Origin of the sequence: Ferruginibacter sp. (genome assembly GCF_014377975.1) — a bacterium.
GTDB lineage: Bacteria > Bacteroidota > Bacteroidia > Chitinophagales > Chitinophagaceae > Ferruginibacter.
This window is the reverse complement of the sequence record NZ_JACMOO010000367.1, coordinates 1-2,762: the sequence shown is the minus strand read 5'-3', so window position 1 is coordinate 2,762 and position 2,762 is coordinate 1. Positions and strand designations below refer to the sequence as shown.

Here is a 2,762-nt window from a genome sequence, read left to right as displayed (position 1 = left end):
CTCGTAGTTGTGGAAACACAATGGTCAGTCGTGAGGCCCACAATTACAAGCTTAGAAATGTTTTCAATATCAAGACGTTCTTTTAAGTCGGTCCCAATAAAAGCGCTGTTAACATTTTTTTTAATAACCGGCTCCCCATCGATTGGCCTTACTATCTCTTTAAACTCATTTCCTGAATGGGTTTCGTTAAGCGGTGAAGTAGGTATGGTAGAACAATGCTTAATATGAAAAATAGGAAGGTGGTTGGCTCTCCATAGTTGCAAGAGTTCGCCTGCATTATTCTCAGCTTCGGGATTATTTCTTTCTCCGCCCCAATACTTTATATCGTCAAAGGCTTTTTGGATGTCAATTAGGATTAATGCGGGTTTGTCAGATTTTGAAATACTCATTAGAATTGTTTTTAATTATTTTATGGTTGTTTATTGCTTACTTGACTTCAGGGTTCACAGCTTACGCTTTAAGTGTCGTTCTTGTGAAATAATCAACATCCGGGGCTGCGCCTTTTCATTTGCCGATTGAATTATTTTTAAGTTACGATACTGATGTGTATCTCTATTTGGTTAAGATTGGATACTTTACAATTCTGTCAGTTCTAAGAATTTAATCAGTGGGAAACTTTCTGTTAATGTTTTCTCACGATTTTGGTCATTATAAGAACAGGTCTCTCTAGTTCATCAAAGATTGTCTCGAAACAGGATTTCCGTGAACCAGGTAAAATAATTCGGTATCTTGTTATCTTAATATTTTCAAAACTCGTTTTTGTTTCAATTACTTTGACATTTACAAAGCCTGTGGTTTGCATTCAAACTTAAATTTATTCGGGATATAATCTTCGGATTATGCCTTGAGATTTCATAGAGTAAAGTTGAACTATAATTTAAAATCTCTGTGGACAATTGTATGTCAGATCCGGACAGAAGCGGATTTGTTTAAAGACGGTAAATAAACTCCAATTAAATGATAGGTTTTTTATTTCGAAAGCACGGGTTATTTCCCCACTGAGGTTTTTCGTTGAAGATTCGCCACAATAACCCCGCTGATAATCAGTCCGACAGCTATTATTACCCGTAGCGTTATATTTTCGTCTAATATCAACCAACCAAGGAAAAGAGCTACCACTACATTTATATAGGCAATCACTGATACCCGGGTAGATGGAAGCTTCGATAAAGCATAATTATAGGATGTATAACCAACTACAGAACCGAAAACGGCCAGGTAAAGAACAGCCAGCAAACTGCGTTCACTCCAATTCTGCAAGGCTCCACCGGGATTGACAAATAGCTGCATGATTACCAGCAGGAACCCGGCAAAGAGCATTTGTACACATAAATTCACAATAATATTGCCGGGATGGGCTGCACTCCGTTTGGTATAAACCGTTCCTAATGCCCACATCATTACTGCTATTAACATAGCACCTATTCCCAAACGGTATTCCGGATTAAAAAGGTCGGCGATGTTGTTCTGATAGATCAAGTACATTCCGGATATTCCGAGTAAAATGCCTGTAATAATTTTGAAGGAAGGCTTTTCATTACCCAAGCTAAGATTGATGACCAGTACACTTAGCGGGGATAAAGTGGATATCAGCGCCGCCAACCCGCTCGAAATGTATTTTTCTGCAAAGGTAGTCAGGCCGTTGGCCAGAACGATCGACATGAATGCAATGATCATATTTCGTTGAAGTCTGGGCCAGTTCATTTTTTCCAATTTTTTGGACCCGGCCAGGTAAGCCAGGAAAATCAGCCCTGCAATCACGTTACGTAACCCGGTCACTAATAAAGGAGGGATCGTTTCTACACCTATCCGGATGGCCAGAAAGGTGGTGCCCCAGAATATAGCAACAGAGAAAACGGCAATAAACAGTTTTAGATTAAATTTTGCTGGCATCCAAGATGACTTATGGTTTTCGTTTATTACCAATATTATTTCTTTTTTCATTTTTTTCTTTTAACCTCAATATTTAATTTCTGATTATTAAGAAATTCCCTGGAACAAAGTTGAAATATAATTTGAAATATAAGTGGACAACTGTATGTCGCATCCATTTTTAATGATATAACGTTTCATGTTTTAATTGTTATGGTAGGTTATTTTTTTTTAATCTTTTTGTATTTTTATTGCCCTGTTATGATAAGCAACAATTATGGGGTTTGGAACTTGTCCATCTTTAACCTCACCGCATTTCGCCTTTTTTTAAATAATTACTATGTGGTGCGTTTGTTATTTTATTTAGTAAATGCTGCTTCAACACCACTTTCAAGCCATAGAAATTTTTTCATATATCCTGATTGCGCAATTTCGTTTTTCAACGATTTTACAGATTGCTTAAAATGCCACCATCCTTCATAATGTATAGGAATTACAACACTTGGGTTCAGGAGTTTGGTTACTTCAATTGCTTCTTCCCCATTCATTGTTACCCTCATATTTCTTTTCAAATAGGGGAATGCACCTGCGCCTAAATGTAAAATAGCAGTGTCAACTTTCTTCCGCCTGTTAAGTTCGTAAATGCCTTCAAAAAGAACTGTGTCTCCGGAAATATATATACAGCCATTTTTCTGTCCGTCCCATTCAATGGTAAAGCCTAAAACCTTCCCCATCACTTTATCCAACCTTTTTATATTTGTATGTTGTGCTGGTATGGCAGTTATTTTCAATCCTTTTACTTTGTCGTTTTTAACTGCATATTCTTCCCAATTTTCAAGACCGATGACGTTGTCGTTTTTTAAACGTCTTTCTGCATCCTTAGTGGATAG

3 protein-coding genes are annotated in these 2,762 nt (G+C 37.2%); all 3 read right to left on the bottom strand.

The window, feature by feature from the left end; genetic code table 11:
- The coding region (locus tag H7254_RS18160) for an isochorismatase family protein (RefSeq protein WP_301934316.1) at positions 1–389 on the bottom strand (389 nt) is incomplete at its 3' end.
- Positions 390–987: 598 nt separating this feature from the next.
- A complete protein-coding gene (locus H7254_RS18155) occupies positions 988–1,944 on the bottom strand; it encodes a DMT family transporter (protein WP_301934315.1) in 957 nt (318 codons plus the stop codon).
- 287 nt (positions 1,945–2,231) lie between these two features.
- The coding region (locus H7254_RS18150; protein ID WP_301934314.1) for an MBL fold metallo-hydrolase at positions 2,232–2,762 on the bottom strand (531 nt) is incomplete at its 5' end.

What these genes read in the sequence shown, in the direction of transcription:
- H7254_RS18155 (WP_301934315.1), bottom strand. Translation starts at nt 1,944, where the DNA reads ATGAAAAAAGAAATAATATTGGTAATAAACGAAAACCATAAGTCATCT.